A 21,272-nucleotide genomic window follows, 5' to 3' on the forward strand; every position below is an offset into this window, starting at 1 on the left:
TAAGGCTTGCCTGACCTTACCACGCTTTAGCAACACAATCTGGCGGGTAAAAAACAGACCCAAGCCCGTGCTAGCCCCGCCCCCACCCTGGAACTGAACTTGTCCAAGAGCTACCCCCTACATTCCGTTTTACGGCTGGCTGCGCCTCAACTCTACCAACAACCGCATCGTCAACGACGGGCACCTCCGCGTTGCGCTGGGCCGCCACCCCCGGGACTGCCCGCCCGTCAAAGCCACTTATAAGGGCATCAGCACCCATAAACTGGGCGTGTCGGTGCACATTGCAAACTGCGCCCCCACCAGCCCGTGGCCCCTACCCTGGCGCCGCCTCCCACGCACGAAGCGCCGGACCGGGGCGGCCCGTAAACTCGTATTGCCGCTTCCGCCGACTGGTTATTCCAGCACCAGCAACAACAGCCGCAATAGCAACGCCGGGGCCTACGCGGGGCGCTCAGGAAGACAACCTACTTTGCGAACTGGAACTAGCGGAGCGGCACCGAAGCCTACTGGCCGCGCCGGGTTAATTTTCGCGGCGTGCAAAGGCAAGCAAAGGGGATTGCCTGCCCCGAGGCATCGGACCCAGTTCTCGGCGTTTGGGAACCGGTGTCTCTGCCAGCAGTAACTAGCTGTAAAGCCGGCAAAGGGTTGGTAGTCAGTACGCGGCATCCTCCCGAAAAGGTCTAGTAGTGGGGCCGAGCCACACGCGGGGAGTATCCGTTTCCTCCAGGCTGTGCGGACTAGGCAGCGCCTGGTGGCAAATCCCGGGTTGACACGCTTAAACCAGGGCGCAAGATCCGGACCAGCGGGCCGTTCGCGTTCAACTGTGCCGACAACTGCTCAACTCCGAGGGGCCGTCAACCAGCGCGAAAACTTTCGGCGGCCGCAAGGGGGCACCTTCCATGCGAGCCCAGCTACCGCAATCCCTTTTCTGTTACCGGCTCTGGTTTACCAAAAAAGGTTTAGAGCATGGCCCCTGGCAAAAGGTCGCCCTCAGAAAAGGAAACTTACGCCGTCACCTCGTGAAAAGGATAGACGGGCTCGGTTGCCGTGGTAAAGGTGCTAATCAACCGCTCCCCTACCAGCACGGCGTCGCCCTTGGCCAAGGCCGCCGCCCCGGCCGCATACGCCACGCGCAAGCCGTCGAGAGTTGTAAAGTCGGCTAACAGGGATGGCGGGGTGGGCGGGGCCACGAGCCGGGCGGAAAGAAGCGACGATTCCATCGCGGGAGCGATACAAAACAAACGCTACGGCAGCACGCCGCCGGCGGTCACCGGGTAATGCTAGCAGCAACTTCGCCTGGCGTTGGTCTTAGTTAGGCAGCCACCATATCAGCCGGTTTGATTTGCGGGCGAGCCAGCCCTAAATGAAGCGAAATCGCTAACGCAAGAGAAGGTAACCTGTTTATTGTCAACTAGATTGCAGAAGAGCAAGAGCTCGGCCAGGGTAGTATCATGGCAAGAAAAAATGTTGCTCTGCGGGAAAATTTGCCTCGGAACGGGAAATCTCGTCGTGGTTGGAGTAGGACCTTCGTTTCCTGCTGAGCCGGTCGGCTGGCCGGAAACACAGGCATTTGATTCTAAGGTACCCTAAGGCACTGCCCTGCTGACGCAGGACGGAGCTTCCCGGCGGCGTTTTTCCGGCCGGTTATGGCGGTTGCAGATGGCCTACACCCGTCCCGGCTACCCGTGCCGCCGCCGTTGGCACTCGGCGAGAGGGCGCGCTGGCCCTATTGCCGGAGGAGGACGAGGCGGGGAGCCCCCGCGGAAAAGGCGCTTATCTTGGTTCGCCCCGCGCTCAGGCGGGGAACACCGCCGTGTAGGTCGAGCCGGCGCCGGGTTGACTTTCCACTTGCAAGCTGCCGCCGGCTTGGTCGAGAATCTTCTTGACCAGGTACAAGCCCACGCCCGTGCCCGCCACGGGCGGGTGCGCGCGCGCAAAGGGCTGCAGCAAGGCCTCTTGCTCGGCCGGGTGCAACCCCATGCCGTTGTCCTGCACCCGCACGATCAGCCGGCCAGCTTGGCGATAACTGCATACCCGCACCCGGGACGGCCAATCGGGGTGGCGGTGGTGCAGGGCGTTGCTGAGCAGGTGCAACAACACCGAGTGCAAGTGGGGCCGGGAAAACCACAAGGAGGGGTTGCCGGCCAAGTCCACTTCTAGCTGTCCCCCCCCGGCCACGAGCACGGGCTCGAGTTCGCGCCGCACTTGCTCGAGCACGGCGCCGAGCACCACCATCTCCCCGGCCGGCCGCCCCGGCAGCTGCACGGCATTGAAGTCCGCGAGCCGGTCCAAAGTGTGGTCCACGCGGGTGAGCGTTTCCTGCATCCGGCCCAGCAGCGGCTCGACCAGGGGCCCGGGCCGGGTAGGGGCCAGGAGCTGCTCTTCTAGGGCCTGGAGCAGGCTGCGCAACGAGGCGACCGGCTGGCGCAGCTCCCGGGAGGCGGCATAGACAAAGGTGTCGAACTCGCGGTTGAGGGCCAGCAGTTCCTCGTTGCTGGCTTGCAGTTCCTCGTTGAAGACCGTCAGTTCCTCGTTGGCCGACTCCAGTTCGTGCGTCGAATCCAGCACTTGGGCCTCGAGGTGGCGGCGCCCCGAAATGTCTTCGAGCGTAGCAAACACCACGGGCTGCCCGTCGCTGACCACCACCAGAACGGTAACCCGGCACCAGAGCACCGTGCCCGAAGCCCGGAGCAGGCAGGTTTCGACGGCCGCACGGGAGCGGTGTAGCGCGTGCACTTCGTGCTGCAGGCGGGCCCAGTCGGCGTGGTAGTCGGGGTGACTGAAGTCGAGCACGCTGCGCCCCACCAGCCGCGTGTCGACGGGCAAACCCAGCAGGGCAATGGCAACAACGTTGGCGTAGCACAGCGTAAAGTCCGCGTTAAGCACGAGCAGGCCCAGCGGCAACTGCTCGAGCAGGGGTTGCCAGCGCCCAACCGGCAGCGACGGTTGCTCGGCGGGGGAAGGAGGCACGGCGGCCTGCTCGGCAGGGATGTCGTTTGCCGGGAGGGGCGCAGCGTTGGGGGAGGGAGCAAGCATAGCAGGGAGGGCCAACTACGAACAAGCGCCCCACTCCTAAAATAGCATTTTTAAATTAAAAAATAGCACCTGATCAGCACATATAGTTCGCGGCGCGAAAAGGTATATTTAAATGGAATCCAACTGCTGCCCCCACCGAGCAGCGTGGAGCTGTTCTGGAGCAGCCAAGCAGTTGGCTTGCGCTGCCATTACTGCTACTAGCAGTAAGCAAAGGATCTATTGCTGGGATTTCACTTATCACTTTCGTGCTTGCCGGAAATTGCCGTTACGAATCTAGTGCGCCCGACTACTGACCGGCTGCTGCCCGAACAGGCTCGATGACGCGGCTGTTACGTATTGGTCGTAGCCCCAGCGAAGTACCCAATCCCCTTTGCTTTTGCCAAGCCAATCCCCAACAAGTGATTCCTACTTTATGCGCAGATTAGCTGGCATTCTCTTGGTGGATGACGATGCCACCAGCAACTTTCTGAACGCCCGGCTCCTGCAACGAGTGGCGCCGACCAGCCGCCTGCTCATGGCTGAGAACGGCGCGCAAGGCCTGCACCTGCTCCACCGCGTCTTAGCCCAACCCGTCGGCGCCGAGCCGGCCCCCTGGCTGGTGCTGCTGGACATGCGCATGCCGGTGCTCGATGGCTTTGCCTTTCTCGAGGCCTTCCAGCACCTGCCCGTTGCCCAGCGCGAGCGAATAGCGGTGGTGGTGCTGACCACGTCGCTGCCCCTGCTAGACCTCGAGCGCCTGCAGGCGCTACCCGTCAGCAGCTTCGTGCCTAAGCCCCTGACCGAAGCGAAACTCACTACCCTGCTGCGCGACCTGCAGCGCGGGCCGACTTCGGTTCCGCCAGGACCCGCGGCGGCTGTTTTCCAATTGCTCTACCACAGCCAAGCGACGAAGCCGCTCGGCGAGACCGAGTTCTACCAGTTGCTTAGTCAAGCCCGGCAGGGCAACGCGGCCCGGCAGATTACGGGGCTGCTCGTCTATCAGCAAGGGTACTACGTACAAGTGCTGGAAGGACCCGAGGCCCAGGTACGCGCGTTGTACGCGCGCATCGAGCAGGATCCGCGCCATACCCACGTGGTTACCGTTTACGAGGCGGCCGACCGTCCGCGCTTCTTTGCGCACTGGCGCATGGCCCTGGGCCACGCCACGGTGCCCGTCGTGGCGCGCTTGTTTGAAGTCCTGCTGGCTCCGGGGGGCGTGGGTGGCGCGGCGCTGGCCGAAACGCTGCGCCAGATCAGCACGACGCTGGAAAGGCCGCGTCCCTAGAACGCCACCAATCTCGTTTGCTCTCGCTTAAGTGGCAGGCCGGCTTGCGTCCTTTCCCGAAAGGACGCGGCATTCTTTTCACTTTAAAGCGCTGTCAATCGTAAAGTTCAATAGGCGTGATGGCCTGGTCAGGGCACTGCTGCTCTACGGGCCGGGCACGAGAACGAGTAACTAGTTCATAGAGCAGCCGTACGGGAGTATGCGTAGGAGGACAACATAACGGGCTCCTACTGCTTGCTGGCAGACCTTTTTAGCGGCGGTTGCGGAACCTCACATTGCCAGCGAGTCAGCACTCGGTCCCCTACGTTGTAAGTTGCGGTGACTTAGCTTGGCGGGCAATCGATCGACAACTGGCTTTGAGCGCATACGCGCGGGGAACAGCAGGGGGCTCCTGCTTTCGTCACTCTGCGGAACTTAGTAAGGCTGGCTCGGGACTTATACAACGCCTTGCCCGCTTTACGAGGATAGGGAGCGAACGGCAGGATTTGAAAGTGATGGGCTGGCGTTGTTGCAAGACAAAGCCGAGCCGAGAAGGGGCAACCAGTGCTTGTCTCTACTGCTCCTCTGCAGAGCCAGTCTGGTTTCATTACTCTCCCGTCATTTAACCCTAAGTGTCGGCGAGGGAGACTGTTCGACCGCGTACGGCGAAACAGAAATTAGGTATTGTCCGCAATCCCTTTTTCGTATCGCCCGCAGCCCGTTGCGGCTTTCCTCCTCTCATCTTTGGGGCAGCGTATCTCCACGCCTCCTTCTGGCAGTTTGTATGGCACCCGATGCTCGCTATGGCCCTTATGCTCGAACCCCGGCGCAACGTGCGTGGGTGTTGCAGCAAATGCAGGCGGCCTTACCCGGGTTGCATAAGAAAGCGCCGGCCGCTGCCCGGCCGCTCTACGCTCGGTACGTGGCTGGGGAGTTAAGCTGGCTGGAAGTATACCACGCCTTGCAAGCAACTCCTTGAGCTTACTTGGGCGCACATCCCCGGGCGCGACTATTCAGGCACTGACTGAAGCTCAGATAACCTAGCGCAAGGGGGAACGGGAAAGGCTGGTCCGAGGTATAATCTGCAAGTAATTTTATGACAAAGCTTTCGATTGGCATTATCGACTTAGTTTGCAAAGGGCCCACCACCACGTTGTGGGCCCGCGCCATGCACGCTAATCTAGCCAGCATTATGCCCCAAGTAGTGGCTACTTGGTGCGAAGAGGAGGGGCACGACGTGAAGCTGATTTGCTACACGGGCCTCGAAGATTTGCGCAAAGAACTACCCAAAGGCGTGGATTTGGTGTTCATTAGTGCCTTCACCGAATCGGCCTTGCTGGCGTATGCGCTCAGCAATTACTTCCGCAGTCAAGGCGCCGTGACGGTGCTCGGCGGTCCGCACGCCCGGTGCTATCCGGATGATGCGGTGCAGTACTTCGATTTCGTACTGGGCTTCACCAACCAAGGCACCATTCAGGAGGTGCTCCACAACTGTCAGCCGCAACGCCCCGAGGGCAAGCACCTGTCGGCGGGCAAGCAACCGAGCCATTTGCCGGGTGTGCGGGAGCGGTGGAAGTTCATCGAGCCGACCTTGAAAAAAGCGCCGGTGCTGAAGATGGTGCCCATGATTGGCAGCGTCGGCTGTCCCTACACCTGCGCCTTCTGCATTGATGCCACCGTGGACTACCAGCCCATGAGCGTCGACATCATCAAGGAAGATCTACGCTTTCTGCTCACCAAGTTCAAGAAACCCGTGGTGGGTTGGCATGACCCTAACTTTGGCGTGCGGTTCCACGAAACCATGGACGCCATTGAGGCGGCGGCCCCGCTCAAGAGCTTCCGCTTCTTGGCGGAAAGCAGCTTGTCTATCCTCACCGAAGACCACTTGAAAGTGCTGCAAAACCACGGCTTCGAGGCGCTGCTGCCGGGCGTTGAGTCGTGGTACGAGTTGGGTAACAAGTCGCGCACTTCGCGGCTGGCCGGCGAGGAAAAGGTGCGGCGCGTGGCCGAGCACGTCAACTTGATGTTCAAGTACGTGCCGTACGTGCAAACCAACTTCGTGCTCGGCCTCGACAGCGACTCCGGCGACGAGCCGTTCGAGCTAACCAAGCGGTTTGTGGATCTGGCGCCGGCGGCTTTTCCGGGTTACTCGTTGTTGAGTGCTTTCGGCGAAGCGGCCCCGCTCAACCTCGATTACCAGAAAAACAACCGGGTGCTGCCGTTCCCCTTCCACTTCCTCAACAACCACCTGGCGATGAACGTGAAGCCCGCCAACTATGAGTGGGTAGACTTCTACGACAAGGTCATCGACCTCACCGCCTACACGTTCTCGAAGAAAGCTATTTACCGCCGCTACATGGCCTCGCCCTCCCGCGCCGCCAAGTGGATGAACACCATGCGGGCCATCTCGTCGGAGGGCTACGGCCGACTGCGCTTCTTCAAGCAAGTGCGCCAAAATCTGATACACGACCGGGGCTTCCGGCAGTATTTCGAAGGAGAGTCACAAGAGTTACCTGCCTTCTATAAGCAGATCATTCAGAACGACTTGGGTAGTTGGTGGGAATGGTTGCCGAAAGGAGCCATCGACCACAACCAGAACGCCTATTTGCACAAGAAAACGGCGGCACTGGTATAAGGCTGCGCGGGGCGGCTATACGGTTGGTCCGAGGAGGCTTTGCCTGAGGTTTTATTAGACGAGTTGCCAACGCCCTTGCGGTGTCGACCCCGGACAAGCAACCAAGGTTTGGGGGGTATTCTGTAGACACGCAGGCGCGAAAACTTACTCGTCAGTTAGGGACTTTGCCACCTGCATTCACTGAAAAACAACCGATTCACCTCAACCGCTAATCCCGAATATAAAAGCGGAATAATAATGTACAAGGGGTATCCCTTTTATTCTCTTAACCGCGGCATTGGGGTTCTCAACGTGTATCACTCCCACCCCACGTGTCAGATTGCGCAGAGCATTCCGTGGGAATCCCGGGTGCCGGGTAACCCTTTGCGGTGGCCGGAGTGTGCGTGTTGCGTGGTGCATCATGCCCACCAGCCGACATCCCGGCCGGCGCACACACTTCGGGTTAGCGCATCCCGTGACGCAACGTGAATTGCCATCAAGAATAGGTAACACCGCTTTCAACGCCCCGATCCGCCACTCTTTGCCTATTTATTCTATCGCCAACTGGCAAAGGTCGTGTACTGTAACCATACCGGCGTAGCCTCGATTCCGGCGGGGGTGCCTGCACGACCGGGCTCGCCTAACCCTGCAATTACCACGCGCTCCCAACTGCGCAGGTGCTGAGTTCGCACCTGCCTGCACCGAGGCACCAGTAGGGCGGCGGTCGAGCACGCGGTCCGGTTTGCGCGGGCCAGCCACTTCCAGCTGCTCAGGTATGAACGTGGGGAACCCGGGGCAACCTGGGAAGCAACGCAGTAAACTAAACAAGGATTACCGCGCTTTCGAGCACCAACCGAAAGCGAAAACGGCTTCGCAGCAGGCACGTGACCCACACCCTTTACGCGAAGCTTTGGGGTTGCCCTTACCAGGCGGTAAAAAACCGTTACCGACGGCAACACCCGACGCGCGCATCTCCGGGTACGTGGCCGAAAGGCCCGCCGCCTCGTATCTACCCTTACAGGTGCGTGTTCTCCTGTTGAGCAACGCTGCCAGTGGAAAAGAGAAATATCATCGTAATTGGCGCTTCCACGGGTGGGTTTGAGGCCCTCAAGCACTTGGTGGCCTTGTTGCCCCCTGACCTGGATGCCACGCTGTTCATCGTCTGGCACATGTCCCCGGACGTGACGGGCATCTTGCCGCAGGTGCTGAATCGGCAGAAAACCTTACTAGCCACCAACGCGGTGGATAGCGAGCCCATTGTTGCCAACCGGATTTACGTAGCGCCCCCCGACCGGCACTTGCTGCTCGAGCAGGGCGTTGTGCGGGTGACGAAAGGACCCAAAGAAAACCGGTTTCGACCCGCCGTCGACCCCTTGTTTCGGTCCGCGGCCTACCTCTATGGCCCTCGGGTCATCGGCATTGTCTTATCCGGCGCCTTAGACGATGGCACGGCCGGGTTATGGACAATCAAAAACCGGGGTGGCCTGGCCCTGGTGCAGGAACCGGCCGAGGCCGAAGTACCCGCCATGCCCGAAAACGCCTTGGCCGCCGTGGCGGTGGACTACCGGGTCTCGGTTGCCGACATGGCGCCGTTGCTCGTGCGCCTAAGCGCCGAAACAGTTACTCAAGAAAGAGAAATTGCGATGGAAGAGCAGCAAAAGACTGCGATTGAGACGCGCATTGCCGCCCAGGACCGGGGCTTGGAACAGGGCATCCTGGGCTTGGGCAAGCCCTCGCCGTACGCCTGCCCGGACTGCCACGGGGTTTTATTGGCTATTACCGATGGTGAGCTGGTCCGCTACCGGTGTCACACTGGGCATGCCTATTCCACGGACAGCTTGCTCGCTACCCTTACCGAACACGTGGAAGACACGTTATGGAGTGCTATTCGGGGCGTGGAGGAAAGCATTCTCTTGCTCAACAACTTGGGGGACCACTACGCCGAAAAAAACCAGCCCAAGCTTGCTGCGGTGTGTTTTCAAAAGGCGAAAGAAGCGGAAGGCCGGGCCGAGACAGTTCGCCAGGCCGTTTTCACCCACGAGCAGTTAACCACGAGCCGTATCCGCCAACAAGCCGCGGAAGAGAGTGACGCCTAATTTTCACTGTTTGGGGTTCCAAGGTTGCTAGCGAACAGCCATGAGCAGCGAGTTGCCGCGGGAACCGCCCTAGCGCCCATTTAGGGGCCTCCGTAGCTCTTGCGTTTCGCCGGCCAGGGTAGGGTGAGTAACTCATCTTTACGAACCACTTACCTTCCGGGGCGCGGGCCGCTTTTCCCATTCAGAGTGCACAGCAGGTTGTCTGGCGGGCGCGGCGCCTTCGCTCGGATTGGCTCCTGCGTCTTGCTATTTCTGGGAACGAGCTAGCTACCACCCTGGTCCCTTGCGTAGGAAGTGTTATCTCTAGGCCCAGCCACAGTTTTGAGCGGCTGCAATTTTATCACCACAGGACTCTACGATGCAGTTGAACCCCGCTTCGGATTCTTTCCTGGCTAAGCCAGCCAACTTTCTTGTAGTCGGCTTGGGAGCCTCGGCGGGGGGCATTCAAGCCCTGCAGAAGTTCTTTGAACACGTGCCCGAAGACTCGCATAGCGCGTACGTAGTCATCCTGCATCTGTCCCCGGACCACGATAGTCAGCTCGCGCAGGTACTACAGGCCGTTACCACCCTTCCCGTTACGCAGGTAACAAAAAAGACGGAATTGGCGCCGAACCATATCTACGTGGTGTCCCCGAATCAGCATCTGGGCCTGGAAGAGGACTCCATTGTCCCCTCTCCCAATTTGTACCTGGAAGAAAGGCGGGCCCCCGTCGATATCTTCTTCCGGAACCTGGCCGATTCGCACGGCCCGCGGGCCCTGTGCGTGGTCTTATCCGGCACGGGTGCGGACGGGTCGATGGGGCTGAAACGAGTGAAAGAACGGGGCGGAGTAGCCTACGCGCAATCCCCGAGAGAAGCGGAGTTCAACGAAATGCCCCGCAACGCGATTGCCACCGAACTCATCGATGAAGTGCTGCCGGTGGCCGAGATTCCCGGCCGCATCATTGCCTACCGCAATAGCTTGGGGAGGGTGGCCCTAACCGAGGGGGCGGCGAGCCAGGCCGAGCAGCACCAGCAGGCGCTGCGCGAGCTATTTGCCCATTTACGCCTGCGCACCGGGCATGATTTCTCGAACTATAAACGGGCCACGCTGCTGCGGCGCATTGAGCGCCGCCTGCACGTGCGCAGCCTGCCCGACCTGCCGAGCTACGTCGCCTATCTGCAGCAGCAGCCCGAGGAAAGTCAAGCCTTGCTCAAGGACCTGCTGATCTCGGTAACCAATTTTTTTCGCGATAAAAAGCCGTTTCACACCCTGGAACAGGAGGTGTTGCCGACCCTGTTTCAAAGTAAAGGAGCGGAGAGCGAGATCCGGATCTGGGTGGCGGGCTGCGCCACCGGTGAAGAGGCGTATTCACTGGCCATGCTGGCGGCCGAACGAACCTGGGGGGTGCTGGACGCGCCCAAAGTGCAACTCTTCGCCACCGATATCGACGAAGCCGCCCTGACGGCCGCCCGCGAAGGACTGTACACGCTCAATGATGCCGCCGACGTGTCGCCGGAACGGCTGCTCCGGTTCTTTACCAAGGAAGGCGATGGCTATCGGATCCACCGCGAGATCCGGGAAATGATCTTGTTTGCCAACCACAATTTTCTCAAGGACCCGCCCTTTTCGCGGCTAAACCTGGTCACTTGCCGCAATGTGTTGATCTACCTCAACGCGACGGCCCAGGAGCGGGTCTTGGAAACGTTTCATTTCGCGCTGAAACCGGGTGGGTTCCTGTTTCTGGGCTCGGCCGAATCCATCGACGGCGCCAGTGAGCTGTACGCCACGGTGAGCCGGGAAAACCATCTCTACCGGGCCCGGGAAACCGTGCTGCCCAAGTACCCGGTACCCGAACCGGGGCCGGTTTTGCACGCCCGCCCCCCCATTTCTCTGCCGCCTGCCGTCGGGGAAAGTAAACCAGCGAATCCCCTCTCGTTGGGGGAGTGGCACCAGCACCTGTTGGAAGACTATGCCCCGCCCTCCTTGGTGGTGAACGAAGACTATGACCTGGTGCATCTGTCCGAGAAAGCGGGCCGCTTTCTGGAGTTTTCCGGCGGGGCACCGACCAAAAACCTGCTGGAACTGATCCAGCCCGAGTTGCGGCTTGAACTCCGAGCGGTACTGCACCAGGTCCAGCAGCAGCAAACCAGCGTGGAGGCCCGGAATCTTCCCTGGACCAGGAACGGGAAACGCCAGTCGGTGACCATCCAGGCAAAACCAGTCACCAGGGGCGGCGATACGACGAAGGGGTTTATGCTGGTGTTTTTTCAAGTGGAGGAGCCCGGGCTGGCCCCCGCCCCGGAACCAATCGTACGCCGGTCCGAGGAACCAATTGCCCGGCAACTGGAAGTGGAGCTGCTCCAGGTGAAAACCCAGTTAAGGCGCGCCGTTGAGCAGCACGACTACCAGGCCAAAGACCTACGGGTCTCGAACGAGGAATTGCAGGCCATGAACGAAGAGCTGCGTTCGGCCGCCGAAGAACTGGAAACCAGTAAAGAGGAACTGCAATCGATCAACGAAGAACTGCGGACGGTCAATCAGGAACTAAAAGTAAAAATCGAGGAAATCAGCGTAACCAGTAATAATCTGCAAAACCTGATTCATTCCGCCGGGGTAGCCACCATTTTCCTGGACCGCGCGTTCTGCATCCGGTTGTATACCCCGGCCGCGCGGCAACTCTTCAACCTGATTCCCTCCGACCACGGGCGCCCCATATCCGATATCACCCACCGGCTGGCCTATGACCACTTGCTGGCCGACGCGGAAACGGTCCTCGAAAAGCTTACCCCGCTCGAGCGGGAGGTCACGACCACGGATCAGCGGACCTTTCTGATGCGGGTGCTGCCGTACCGCACGGCGGAGGATCGAATTAACGGGGTGGTCATTACTCTCTTTGACATCACCGACCGCAAGCGCACCGAGGAAACCTTGCAAGCCAGCGAACAACGCTTGCAGCGCATGATCAACGTACCCGGCGTGGGAGTGCTCACCTTCGACTACGCCGACACCATACTCCAGGCCAATGATGCCTTCCTGGCCATGGTGGGGTACACCCGCCCGGAGTTTGCGGCCCGCCGGTTCACCTGGCAGGATTTCACCCCGCCGGAATACACCGCCATTAGCCAGCAGGTACTGACCACCCTGCGGCAGACGGGCCGGGGTGGCCCCTACGAGAAAGAGTACTTCCACAAGGACGGCACCCGGCTCTGGCTGATGTTCGTGGCCGCGGATCTCGGGGATGGCACCATCGCCGAGTATGTAATTGACATGAGCGCGCGCAAACTAGCCGAAGAAGCGGTGGCTTCCGACCTAGCGGGCATGCAGCGGCTGCACGAGCTGCACGCGAAACTCGCCACCGAAACCGATCTGCAAGCGGCCTTGGCGGAATTAGTAGCGCTGGCGTGCGACTTCACCCAGACGGACCAGGGGTGCGTCCAACTAGTCAGCGACGATGGCCAGCGCCTGGAGCTCTTCGCCTGCCAAGGCTACGAGGAAAGCAACCAGTTTGGGGAGCACCTGCAGGGCGAAGGTGCTCAGGCGGCTTTCGAGGCGGCCCGCCACGAGCGTACCCGCGTGCTAGTGGAGGATATTGCCACCGATTCTTCTTTTCTGCTGAGTAGTGCGGGGCGGGAAATTGCCTTGGCGGAAGGAATTCGAGCTTTCCAGGCCACGCTCTTACTGACCCGCAGCAACGACCTGGTGGGGGTTTTGAGCACGCAGTTCCGTCAGCCGCACCGCCCGACCGACCACGAGTTGCGGCTGCTGGATTTACTGGCCTGGACGGCCGCCGATTTTGTGGAGCGGCACCGGGCCGTCCAGGCCCTGCACGCCTTTTCCGTCGGCTTGGAACACCAGGTGCAGGAAAGAACAACCCAGTTGCGTTTGAGCGCGGAAACCCTGCAACGAAACGTAGCGAAGCTCCAGCAAGCGGAAGAGGTTGCGCAGATGGGCAGTTGGGAGTACGACCTGGCCAGCGGCGAACTGAGTTGGAGTGTGGGCATGTACCGCTTGTTCAACTTGCCGGTCGGCAGCCCGGTACGCCCGGATCTGTACCTGCGCTATGTTATCGCGGAGGATCAGGCGGTGGCCCGGAAGCTGGTACACCAATTCCAGGCAAAGCACGAACCCTTAGACGAAACGCTCCGCCTGGAAGTAGAAGGCGTGGTGCATACGTTCCGGATCAAGTCGATCGTGCTACGCAACGACCTAGGAGAACCCGAAAAGCTACTCGGCCTCGATTTAGATGTATCCGAAGTAAAGCGCCTGGAAGAAGAAAACCTGCAAATGCGGCTCAATCAACAAAAGGCTTTGTTGCTCGGGATACTCGACGCCCAGGAAGAAGAACGCCGGCGCATCGCCGAGTCGTTGCACAACGGGGTGGGCCAGCTCTTGTTCGCGGCTAAACTCAACTTCGACCGGGTAGCTAAGCTGGTACCACCAGAAGTTTTCAAGAATGCCAACCAGCTCTTAGATGAAGCGATTCAGGAAACCCGGAAGGTGTCGCACGAGTTGGTACCCACTGCCCTCAATAAATTTGGCCTGGCTAAATCCATCAAGGATTTATGCAAGAACTATACCCAGACGCGGATTCGGATTTATTGCGAAGTGGCGGGGCTGGAAGACCGATTGGAGCCCTACCTGGAGGTGGCAATTTACCGCATCTGTCAAGAGCTGTTAACCAACGTGATGAAACACGCGGAAGCAACCAGAGCCGATATTCTGCTCGAACAGGAAGATGGGGCGGTAACGCTGAAAGTACGCGACAATGGCAAAGGAGTAAACCCGGAACTCAGCCAATCGGCGGGGATAGGCCTGCGGACGATCCAGGACCGGGTGAACCTGCTCAACGGCACCTTCTCCCTCCATCCCCCCGCTACCAGTACGGGCACCCAAGTAACCGTCCGCATTCCGATTACCGGAGCTAGCGGGTAACTCTTCCAGCGGCACGCAAACGCTCGGCCACCCGCGTAAGGCTTCGCCCCCGTGCAGGGTTTAGCAGCGGTAATTAAGGCAAGAAAACAAAGCGGCCCCGTTTAGCGAGGATAAAGCCAAGCGGTATGTATAGGAAACGCGACAACTACTCTGTTTCCTCCAATAGCCGCCTTATTCAAGTGAGTAATTAGCTTTAGTGAGTAAGGCAGTTTGGTGCTGACAGCTGCGCAGCCAGTGCTTCGCTTCCGCTAGGTCGTAGAACAATTGCAGTTCGAGCGACCCGCTCGACTGGTGATAATTCGTAAGGGCAAGAATATCAACTCCCTGATCGGCTTGCACCACGTGCGCGATATAGCGGAGACCTAGCCGCTGCGCCTGGGGCAGCCAGGCGTGTTCAAGCCATTCGGCGGAGTTAAACCAGGGGCCTTGTAACGCCAGGTTGTTATTGAGTAAAAACGTACTGGGTTGAGTTGCTGCTTTAGCTAAGTAACTGAGCGCGCCTTGCATGGCCTCGTGGTTACCAATCAGCCCGCTCCACGTGGCGTGCAGCCACTGCTCCGCCTCGTCGTAGTCGAGCACGCACTTGCCCCCAGAACTGAATTGTAATGAACTAAGCAGCATACGGAATAGTGAAATTTTTAAGCGGATACCTGATCGTAATCAGAGCCAATACGCTACTAGCTACTGCGTTATAGCGTCTACTGTGCAGGTGCAAAGTTGAAAGACAATAATGCCCTGCGCAAGGAGGCGAATACGAAATCGATCTCCGTATTCACCTCACATATCGCTGCGGTTTTTACGCAAGCCCCGCGACCGCTACCTCCTATTTGCCGCCTCCCGGCCGTCCTACAGGCTCACGCAGCTTAACAGTCCGGCCGAGAGGCCCTAGCCCCGGCTGGGTAGGGCGGCGCCCCGCACCGGCCGGCCTCGGCTTCAGCCCCGTCACTACCCCAAAGGGCTGAGTTTGCGTATGCGGTATGCGGCGGCTGACCGGCTAGCGAGCACCGTTCCAAGCACTTTCTCTTTTGAACAGGGCACTCGTCGGAATCTGCGGTTACCTCTTTTCCCTATCTTCTCCCTTATGATTCGCGTTTTCATCGTTGACGACCATGCTATTGTGCGAGACGGGCTGCAATCGGTGCTTGCCGCGATGCCCCTGCTAGAAGTGGTGGGCGAAGCGGCCAACGGGCAGGACCTATTAGACCAACTGCCAACCGTGCCCACCGACGTCGTGCTGATGGATTTAAACATGCCCGTGCTGGATGGGCTGGCGACCACCCACGAGTTGCGCGAGCACTATCCGCATCTGCGCATCCTGATCTTGTCCATGAACACGCACGAACGCACGGTGGGGGAACTGTTAGCCGCCGGGGCCCACGGCTACGTGCTTAAAAACGCGGATAAGGGCGAAATTTTCGCGGCGATCCAAGCGGTGGCCGCCGGTAAGCGCTTTCTGTGCTCGGAAATTGGCTTGGGCACGCTCGAAAAGTTGTTGACTTACGAAGCGGAAGGTTCCGCCCCTGCGCCCAAGGCCGCCTTTTACCTAACGGCCCGCGAGCGAGAGATCGTGCAATTAGTGGCCAACGGCCTTACCAACCAGCAGATCGCGGACAAGCTTTTCACCAGTAAACGAACGGTGGAAAGTCACCGCCAAAACTTACTGGAAAAAACCGGCGCCAAAAACACGCCCGCCTTGATTAAGTACGCGATGGAACAGGGCTGGCTGCAACCATAAGCAGGGGCACCGCTCCTTGGCAAGGCAGGGAGGGGACGCTTACTGAAGTCTTACGCAGCTAGGTTATTGGAGGCTTGTAGCGGAGCACCTTATCGGGCGGGCCACAGACTGCCTCCCCGAAGCTGTTGCTAAACAGGGGGTGGCGTAGGACCGTGGCGTTGCCATCAGCCTGGACTGTCGGCCCGGCCTTGGTTGCAGACTAGGCCGAATTGTGGCCGAAAAAGAAGTACGCGTAAACTCCTTGTTAAGCGGTTAACTTGTTTTAACCAGTGCGAATGGCATTTTGGGAGCTACCGCTTTATTGCCACCTCTCGGACGCAACCAAAGCCAGCGGGGCAAGCACATACTATAGTTAAGACCTAATGCTAATACGTAACGCTTAATAGCATTATACCATATCAGCGCCCTTATGCACTACATAGGCGCGCGGTTGTCCTGCTAACCGGCTCCTACAGTTGGTCGCAGTTGGCCATTCAGGCGAGCGCTTTTGTACGCGCCCACTCCAGGCGTGGCCAGGAAACTGAATCTTCCCTATCTTCTCTCCTTACGGATAGGCAAGGGCGCAGGCCGTCCCGTGCGCCGCCTTTAAAGACTCAGTTTACGTCCCGGCAGGAAACTGCGCCAACCAAGCCTGCGCCTCGGCTTCGCTCGTACACAACTGATAGACGGGCCAAGGCGCCGCATAAGGCAAAATGCTCTCCATAGTGGCCATGCGCGCCAGCAAGTCGCGGCCTTGCACAAAGGCGCCGTAGCGGTAGCCGGCTTGCACGGCGCGCGGGCGCCAGTCCAGCTCAATCCACACCTGGAGCTCGACGCTGAACACCTCTTTGCTGGCCTGCTCGATCAGCACTTTCTGCCAGCCCTGCACCTGCAAGGCGACCAGCACCTGGTCGAGCGCGTGCTGCACCGCCGTTTCCGGCAGTGGGCCCGCGTGCCAACTTAGTCGGACATAAGCCGGCCGTGAGTGGAGCGTAAGCTGGGCGGCCGCATTCTGAAAAAATAGCATGGGATAAACTAGAAAGCAAGTCGGACGACCAAGGCGAAGCGGTGCCCACCCTGCACGAGCGAGAACGATAAGAAGTAGTTGTGCCCGTCCCCAAGGCGGCGCGGGCGGGGTAGCAAAAGTCGGGAATTACATCGCGGTAGAAGCCTGGATTCGCTCAACCGAGCCGTTCACTCGTCTAAGCAAGCCGCAGCAGACCTGTTCGGGTGTTTACCGTTAGCCGGCAGGTAGCATCCCGGCCGAGGGAACCGATACGAGCAGAGAGAGCAACCGATTCCTCCCGCTTAGCGCGGGCTACAGGCCTCAAAGGGCCGCTGCTGTTGCCTGCTGGACTGGTAAGCAGATAAGGCGAGTAAAAACCGCGGCGGCCAGAAGCCGGTAGTGGATTCGTCGTGGTGTCTACCCGGTAGACCTTAAACCCTTGCATGCGTATGCCGGCGGTATGAAATGGAGGGATACGACAAGTAACTTGCTGTTCAGAGGGCTGGGCACCCACCCCCTTTTGCTACTTGCGCTTCTAAAGCTGCTTTTCGCATCGACGCCCGTACTAATGCTTGCTTAAAGGCAGAAACAAACGTGCAGAAAGCTGCTTTTACTAGAACACAGTTCAACTGGTCAGACCGGAACAAACAAGTAAGCATCAACCCAATGGCTCTATAATCTAAACAGGCAGCCCAGCAGAGGCCTAGTGGCTACCGACCTAGGAAGGAAAAACCAGTTGCCTAGCAGAAGTCCCTGCAGAAGAATAAGCTAAAGGCGCCCCCGTTATACCAGAGAATCAGTCTAGCGGGCAGTAGGAACGGGAACTGCTTGTATTTCGCGTTGATGATGGGCAACCCCAGCCGGGGACATGGACAAAACACGGACATGGACAAATCGAATGGCTATGAAGACATCGCGGCTATCTTTATAGCAAGTCGCGGGCAAGCAGTAGGAGGCATCGGCACCGCAGCGGTTCGGAAGTGGGCTAAGCTCCTGCCCCCTAAGGCGACGGTGTTGGACCTGGGCTGTGGTCCCGGGATTCCTATTGCGCAGCTGCTGCTCGCGGAGGGCCTGCGCGTGTACGGCCTGGATGCCTCGCCTGCGATGGTAGCCGCCTTTCGGCAGAACTTTCCCATGGTGCCAGTGGTCTGCGAAGCGGTTGAGGAATCATTGTTTTTCCAGCGCCTATTCGACGCCGTCGTGGCCTGGGGCTTGTTGTTTCTGCTGCCAGCACAAGCCCAGGAACTAGTTATCTACAAAGCGGCCCGGGCTTTGCAAGCGGGTGGTCGGCTCTTATTTACCGCCCCCGCCCAAGCCGGAACGTGGCGCGACAGCCTGACCGGACGCCAATCTACCTCCCTCGGGGCAGAACACTATCGCGCAATTGTCGCGGCGGCCAGCTTGTCAATGGAGGAGGAAAACACCGATGAGGGGCAGAACGATTACTATCAGGCCGTGAAACATTAAACCAAGGGTCACTTAGACAAACTGTCGTGGCTTGTGTCTTGTCCGCCCCATTATAGGAGCGTTTTCGTAGACAAAGTTTCAGACACCGTATGTCCAGCATAATCGTTGATTATCCGTCCTATATTGACGTCTAATATAGCAATGTCTCACTATCTACTTAGTTCCTGACTTACCTAGATACTTTATTCTTATCGTGCGCAATCGTTGTGCATAGAACGTACAGTCCTTATGGGTATCGAAGAAAGAGGTAGAATGGCTTGATTCCCTTCTCCGTTACGAAGCGCTACGTAGAAACAGCGCTGGTAAGCATCCTGAAAAAAACGCTTAACCTGCCTCTGGTTGCCCTTGCCACCCGGTTAGGTGTCAGTATATACTCTATAGGTATAGGTTATTCTAGTGACGGATGCCTGCGGTACTACCAGTCTGGTTGGCGTACTTGTGGCAAACAATTAGATCAAATCGCCAATGCCGGGCAGCGGCAACATGTTCCAGAACTACTCCCGCGCCACGGCAGCCCACACTTTAATCCGGGTCGTAGAGGGCATCCCATAGATTCACAGCTTTGCTACAGTATCTTACAACTGCTTGACGAACGTCGGTACCGCCGCAACCTCGGCGGCTGTATTCTGGTCAGGAGCGATTCCGAAAGTGTGCTAATTACGCGCAACACCGTTCGTAGTACTTAAACCAACCCTGGCAACCTCACGAGTACCGCCGTCGAGTTGGCTTACTACGATAACAGTAAGCAAGGTCCCGTCATTGGCTACAACACGGCCAACAGTATGGTCTACAGCGTTAGTTACAGGTTGCTCTGCGCATCTGAGTTATGGCCACCTTCAGCAACAATCGGCTAACAAGGAAAAAGTAATTAGGATGGGATGCTTGAAGCCAGGTTCTGCTTATAAGCGCGCAGGATAGTATGGTCAGATATTAAAAAAACCTAGGCTCGAACGGGACCGAGTAAGGCAACGAACGGCGCGGGGTCCTTATAGAAGCCATTAAAACCAATCGTCCCACGGGGTTTGCGGCGCCTTGAACTGGCCGAGCAGGCTGCTCAACGCTTGCCCGTCCTTGGCTTGAATTCCCGCATGGGCTGCTAGAACTGCGGCCTTGTCGGTGGAGAGCCCCGTCCGCTCATAGAGCGCAGAATGGATGGCCCGCTTGAGTTCGCGCACCGACCAGTTGTTCTTCACGGCTTGTACCTCGTAAAACGTGCGCTGGAGCGGCGTCGAGAGCGCGAGCAGCTCGATGAAGTGCGAGAAACTGAGTCGGGTCAGCAGCGCGGGCAGAGCGATACCAGGTCCACCAACAGTTGCCGGCAATTGGTCAGACACTGTCTGACCAATTGCCGGCAACGTTAGTCCCGCCGCTTGCAGTGTGGCGGCGTGGGTGACCAGCAGGGCCGGATAGGTCTGGTAGAACTGTCGACAGAGCTTCAGATTGGTGAGCGAGAGCCCGGCAACGCCCCGGGTGCGTAGGGTTTTGGCCAGCTCGGCGAGTAGACGCTCCCCATAGGTCGCCCGGTCCTGGCCGTATTGTTCGTACTCGGCCAGGTAGCAGCCGACCAGCCAATTGCGAGCCGTTAGCCAGTAGTTGACTTGTTGCAGGGCGGCGTGTTGGGCCTGCGTGTGCAGGTGGCTGAGCTGGTCAGCTAAGACCAAGAAAGAAGAAGCAGTCATTACGTCGAAGATACACAGAGGCTAGGTAGGAGCTTATCGTACTGCACAGCACAGACGCTATCGTAGTCTTTCGCTGGTCTATGCCGCTGAAACGCCCCTTGCGGAACTCAGTCCACCGAACAACTTCGAAAAACGTCTTTACGGGATAGTGCCTGGGGTGGCATAAGCATCCGAGAGAACAGCTTTGCCTTCCAGTAAACGGTATGAAGAACGGCCCGGGAAAGTCTAGATTTTCGGGTCGTTTGCGTGGGGTAGTTAGGCCTCCATTAAACGACCATTCGTTAAAGAAAAATACAAGGCTATGTTTGTTGTCTTTCTCGCACCCCTTCCTGATCTAAAACAGTTGTATTCCTCACGCAATGGGCTGGTATTCGGTTTCAGTCTATTTCCTGACTGCTCCTACACTACTCGATGTAGCAACCGCACTGCAGACCATGACGGGCTTTTGTCAGGAGCTAGCTGTTAGAGAGAACAACGAACTTTTCCTTACCCATCCGGCCCATCCGGCGCAGCCCGTTATGCTCAGCTGGTCGGAGGACCGATTAGAGTTGCACGCTCATGCCGAAGCCACCCTTGCGCGTCCCCTTTCCTTACCCTTTTCCACTTATCCGTTTCTCATCGAATTGAGTGCAGATCAAGTCAATACCCGTGCTCACAGCTACTTGCGCAACACCGCGCTTACCGTCCTGTTGCGTCTGGGCGGCCGCACAGAACAGCCGTTCCAGTTGCCCGCCTGGGCGGATCACAGGTGGCAAGACGTGCCGCCACGTACCTTTTGGCAACAAGTGCGAAGTCTTTGGGCACCGGAGTTTTGATCGACTGCTTCAAATGGACGAGTACGCGGCTCACTCCCTATTCATTAGGGTAGAGGGCAGACAATGGCAAGGCCAAAAGCACTATCCTGATAGGCAATGCGTCGGCAAAGAAGATAGAGGTGTTCATTGTATGACCTAAACGCCGAAAATGATTTGTATCTGAACTCCAAGCTATTTTGCATCCGGAGTAGCGCGGCAAGGACGGCACCGACCTGCGGCTGATTCTGCAGTACTACCACGTGCTCATTACCGACGTCATTTTCACTCGCCACTACGAGCTGCTGCAAACTCTCGCCGGTAGCGCCGGTTACGACCTTATGTGCTTGGCCGGTATGCAAGTGCTTAGGCAGGAGCTTGGGGCACTGGTTAGCCCCTCCCCTCCCCTCCCCTCCCCTCCCCTCCCCTGCACGGACGCCTGCTCAGGATTCTAACCACTTGGATTCACCTTAACACCGCCAGCCGGCTAGCCCAGGCCATGGCCCAGGCTATCAGCCCCGCCGACCGCACCACGCCCAGTGTCAACCAAGCTGGGCAGTGGCTTAGCTTTCTGCTAGCTGGCTTGCAACGTTCACTTCCCGGGAACCCTACTACCTCTAAAAGATAATATACTAAACATCATGTTACTTTGTAATACAGTATTACAAGGTAATACGGTGTTACTTGAAAATATAGTGTTGTGAAGCAGCA

The 21,272-nt window shown here is 58.5% G+C and carries 14 protein-coding genes; 9 read left to right on the top strand and 5 right to left on the bottom strand.

What is annotated here, in order from left to right:
- Positions 1–1,004 precede the first annotated feature (1,004 nt).
- Positions 1,005–1,220, bottom strand: a complete 216-nt coding sequence (locus P1X16_RS30105) for a hypothetical protein (RefSeq protein ID WP_277236477.1) — start codon at positions 1,218–1,220, stop codon at positions 1,005–1,007.
- A 574-nt stretch (positions 1,221–1,794) separates the two neighbouring features.
- Positions 1,795–3,036: a PAS domain-containing sensor histidine kinase gene (locus tag P1X16_RS30110; protein ID WP_277236478.1), complete on the bottom strand. Its 1,242-nt coding sequence runs from the start codon at positions 3,034–3,036 to the stop codon at positions 1,795–1,797.
- A 412-nt stretch (positions 3,037–3,448) separates the two neighbouring features.
- Between P1X16_RS30110 and P1X16_RS30115 the strand changes: the two genes are divergently transcribed.
- The 5 genes from P1X16_RS30115 to P1X16_RS30135 all read left to right on the top strand — a co-directional run bounded on the left by P1X16_RS30115 (position 3,449) and on the right by P1X16_RS30135 (position 13,904).
- The gene (locus P1X16_RS30115; protein WP_277236479.1) at positions 3,449–4,300 is read left to right on the top strand and encodes a BLUF domain-containing protein; all 852 of its coding nucleotides are present in this window, start codon (positions 3,449–3,451) and stop codon (positions 4,298–4,300) included.
- Positions 4,301–5,063: 763 nt separating this feature from the next.
- Entirely contained in the window at positions 5,064–5,258 is a 195-nt protein-coding gene (locus tag P1X16_RS30120) for a hypothetical protein (RefSeq protein ID WP_277236480.1), read from the top strand.
- 117 nt (positions 5,259–5,375) lie between these two features.
- Complete coding sequence (locus P1X16_RS30125) at positions 5,376–6,914, top strand: radical SAM protein (protein ID WP_277236481.1); 1,539 nt, start codon at positions 5,376–5,378, stop codon at positions 6,912–6,914.
- Positions 6,915–7,945: 1,031 nt separating this feature from the next.
- The gene (locus P1X16_RS30130; protein WP_277236482.1) at positions 7,946–8,989 is read left to right on the top strand and encodes a chemotaxis protein CheB; all 1,044 of its coding nucleotides are present in this window, start codon (positions 7,946–7,948) and stop codon (positions 8,987–8,989) included.
- A gap of 358 nt (positions 8,990–9,347) precedes the next feature.
- On the top strand, positions 9,348–13,904 hold the full coding sequence (locus P1X16_RS30135) for a CheR family methyltransferase (RefSeq protein WP_277236483.1): 4,557 nt from the start codon (positions 9,348–9,350) through the stop codon (positions 13,902–13,904).
- A gap of 171 nt (positions 13,905–14,075) precedes the next feature.
- Here the strand turns inward: P1X16_RS30135 and P1X16_RS30140 are convergent, their stop codons facing one another.
- Complete coding sequence (locus P1X16_RS30140; RefSeq protein WP_277236484.1) at positions 14,076–14,525, bottom strand: hypothetical protein; 450 nt, start codon at positions 14,523–14,525, stop codon at positions 14,076–14,078.
- A 460-nt stretch (positions 14,526–14,985) separates the two neighbouring features.
- Between P1X16_RS30140 and P1X16_RS30145 the strand changes: the two genes are divergently transcribed.
- Complete coding sequence (locus tag P1X16_RS30145; RefSeq protein ID WP_277236485.1) at positions 14,986–15,639, top strand: response regulator transcription factor; 654 nt, start codon at positions 14,986–14,988, stop codon at positions 15,637–15,639.
- 598 nt (positions 15,640–16,237) lie between these two features.
- Here P1X16_RS30145 and P1X16_RS30150 read toward each other — a convergent pair.
- Entirely contained in the window at positions 16,238–16,645 is a 408-nt protein-coding gene (locus tag P1X16_RS30150) for a hypothetical protein (RefSeq protein ID WP_277236486.1), read from the bottom strand.
- A gap of 864 nt (positions 16,646–17,509) precedes the next feature.
- Between P1X16_RS30150 and P1X16_RS30155 the strand changes: the two genes are divergently transcribed.
- The gene (locus P1X16_RS30155) at positions 17,510–18,091 is read left to right on the top strand and encodes a class I SAM-dependent methyltransferase (protein WP_277236487.1); all 582 of its coding nucleotides are present in this window, start codon (positions 17,510–17,512) and stop codon (positions 18,089–18,091) included.
- A gap of 998 nt (positions 18,092–19,089) precedes the next feature.
- On the opposite strand, the gene P1X16_RS30160 is transcribed toward P1X16_RS30155, so the two are convergent.
- On the bottom strand, positions 19,090–19,770 hold the full coding sequence (locus P1X16_RS30160; protein WP_277236488.1) for a DUF1016 N-terminal domain-containing protein: 681 nt from the start codon (positions 19,768–19,770) through the stop codon (positions 19,090–19,092).
- A 359-nt stretch (positions 19,771–20,129) separates the two neighbouring features.
- On the opposite strand from P1X16_RS30160, the gene P1X16_RS30165 reads away from it, so the two are divergent.
- Together P1X16_RS30165 and P1X16_RS30170 are read left to right on the top strand one after the other, a co-directional pair.
- Positions 20,130–20,585, top strand: a complete 456-nt coding sequence (locus P1X16_RS30165) for a hypothetical protein (protein WP_277236489.1) — start codon at positions 20,130–20,132, stop codon at positions 20,583–20,585.
- A 239-nt stretch (positions 20,586–20,824) separates the two neighbouring features.
- Positions 20,825–21,016 (top strand): hypothetical protein, encoded by a 192-nt coding sequence (locus P1X16_RS30170; RefSeq protein WP_277236490.1) that lies wholly within the window; start codon positions 20,825–20,827, stop codon positions 21,014–21,016.
- Positions 21,017–21,272: the final 256 nt, after the last annotated feature.

The sequence above is a fragment of the Hymenobacter sp. YC55 genome (genome assembly GCF_029433095.1).
In the GTDB taxonomy this organism is placed as follows: domain Bacteria; phylum Bacteroidota; class Bacteroidia; order Cytophagales; family Hymenobacteraceae; genus Hymenobacter.